This window comes from Cellulomonas septica (genome assembly GCF_012396155.1).
Lineage (GTDB): Bacteria > Actinomycetota > Actinomycetes > Actinomycetales > Cellulomonadaceae > Cellulomonas > Cellulomonas septica.
The window spans coordinates 1-2,170 of the sequence record NZ_JAAXOY010000609.1; the positions used below are offsets into that span (position 1 = coordinate 1).

Consider the following 2,170-nt stretch of genomic DNA (forward strand, 5'->3'; position numbering starts at 1 on the left):
CGCGCTCGCGCCGGCGCACGTCTGACGCCTCGTCGCGCGCGGGTGCGGCGCCGACCAGCGGGCTGCGCTCCTGCGGACGGACGCCGCGCCGGTCAGCGGGGGTCGGGGTCGCGCAGCGCGCGCAGCTCCGCGGCGACCGCGGTCGGCGACGGCCGGTCGCCCGGCTCGGCGGCCGTCATCGCGCCGAGCAGCCGCACCCAGTCCCGCCCGAGGTCCTCGGGCACGTCGACAGGTCGCAGCAGGCGGGCGAGCGAGCTCGTCAGCGGGTCCCCGGGGTACGCGCGCTCGCCGGTGAGGCACTCGAGCAGGACGAGACCGAGCGAGTAGACGTCGCTCGCGGGCCCGACGTCGCGCCCGAGCGCCTGCTCGGGGCTCTGGTAGCTCGCGGTCCCGGACGAGCTGCGTCGGTCCGTCTCCGGTGAGCGGACGGCGCTCACGGCGATCCCGAAGTCCGCGAGCACGACGGGCAGCGTCGGCGCGTCCTGGCGTCCGGGCGGCGCGGCGGAGTCGGAGACGAGCACGTTGGACGGCTTGACGTCGCGGTGCACGATCCCGGCGGCGTGCGCGTGGCCGAGCGCGAGCGCGAGCTGCCGCCCGACGTCGGCCGTGATCGCGCGGGGGAGCGGGCCGTCGTTCACGCACTCGCGCAGCGTGCGGCCGTCGACGAGCTCCATGACGAGGTACGCGACGGGTCCGACCCCGTCGACCTGGTCGGCGCCCACGTCGAGCAGCGCGACGAGGTTCGGGTGCGACAGACCGGCGAGGACGCGCGCCTCCGCGGCGTAGCGGCGGATCTCCTCGCCGTCGGCCGCGCCGAGGTCGAAGAGCTTGACGGCGACCTCGCGGTCCAGCCGTCGGTCGGTCGCGCGGAAGACCGCACCGGAACCGCCGTGCCCGAGCGCCGCGCCCAGCCGGTACCGTCGCCCGAGCGTGGCGCCGGCCGGGCTGCGCAGGTCGGTGAGGGGCACGGGACGGTCCTTCGGGGGTGCTCTCGACGGGTCGGCGGCGCGTCGGCCGCACCACGACGCTAGGAGCGTGCCCGGGGCACCGCACGTCGAGCGCGCCTCTTCACCCCATCGTGACCGACCCGAGATGACAGCCGCTTGCGCGATCCTGCAAGTCGCTTGCGCGGAAAGTCGCTACAGTGGGCCGCATGTCACGGCGACTCGCAGAGGTGGCACGCAAGGTCGGCGTCTCGGAGGCGACCGTCAGCCGCGTGCTCAACGGCAAGCCCGGCGTCTCCGACCAGACGCGGGAGGCCGTGCTCACCGCGCTCGACGTCCTCGGCTACGAGCGCCCCACCAAGCTGCGCGGCGAGCGCGCACGCCTCGTCGGGCTCGTCCTGCCCGAGCTGCAGAACCCGATCTTCCCCGCGTTCGCCGAGGTCGTCGGTGGGGCGCTCGCGCAGCAGGGCTTCACCCCCGTGCTGTGCACCCAGACCGCGGGCGGTGTCTCCGAGGCCGACTACGTCGAGCTGCTGCTCGGCCAGCAGGTCTCCGGCATCGTGTTCGCCGGCGGGCACTACGCGCAGCGCGACGCGACGCACGACCACTACGAGCGGCTCACCGGCCGGCAGCTGCCCGTCGTGCTCATCAACGCGTCGATCGAGGACCTGCCGTTCCCGCGCGTGTCGTGCGACGACGAGGTCGCGATCGAGCAGGCGGTCGGCCACCTCGCGTCGCTCGGCCACACCCGCGTCGGCCTCGTCCTCGGACCCGTCGACCACGTGCCGTCCGAGCGCAAGCTGCACGCCGCGCGTGCGGTCGCGCAGCGGCTCGGCCTCGAGCTCCGCGACGACCAGGTCGTCCGCTCCGCCTACTCGCTCGAGAGCGGTCAGGCGGCCGCGACGCGCCTGATCAAGGCCGGGGTCACCGGCATCGTGTGCGCGAGCGACCCGCTCGCGCTCGGCGCGATCCGTGCGGCGCGCCGGGCCGGGCTGCGCGTACCCGACGACATCTCCGTCGTCGGGTACGACGACTCCGCGTTCATGAACTGCACCGAGCCTCCGCTCACGACCGTGCGGCAGCCCATCGAGCCCATGGGCCGCGCGGCGATCGACCTGCTGGTCAACCAGATCAACGGCGCGTCCGTGCCGCAGGAGGAGCTGCTCTTCGAGCCCGAGCTCGTCGTGCGCGGCTCCACCGCCCCGGCCCCCGCGTCACGCCCCGCC

Annotated in this window: 2 protein-coding genes; one reads left to right on the plus strand and one right to left on the minus strand. The window is 75.1% G+C overall.

What is annotated here, in order from left to right; translation table 11 throughout:
• Positions 1–92 precede the first annotated feature (92 nt).
• Entirely contained in the window at positions 93–968 is an 876-nt protein-coding gene (locus HGA02_RS17210) for a protein kinase domain-containing protein (RefSeq protein WP_168680419.1), read from the minus strand.
• A gap of 185 nt (positions 969–1,153) precedes the next feature.
• Between HGA02_RS17210 and HGA02_RS17215 the strand changes: the two genes are divergently transcribed.
• Positions 1,154–2,170: LacI family DNA-binding transcriptional regulator (locus tag HGA02_RS17215; RefSeq protein WP_168680421.1), on the plus strand; the 1,017-nt coding region annotated here is incomplete at its 3' end.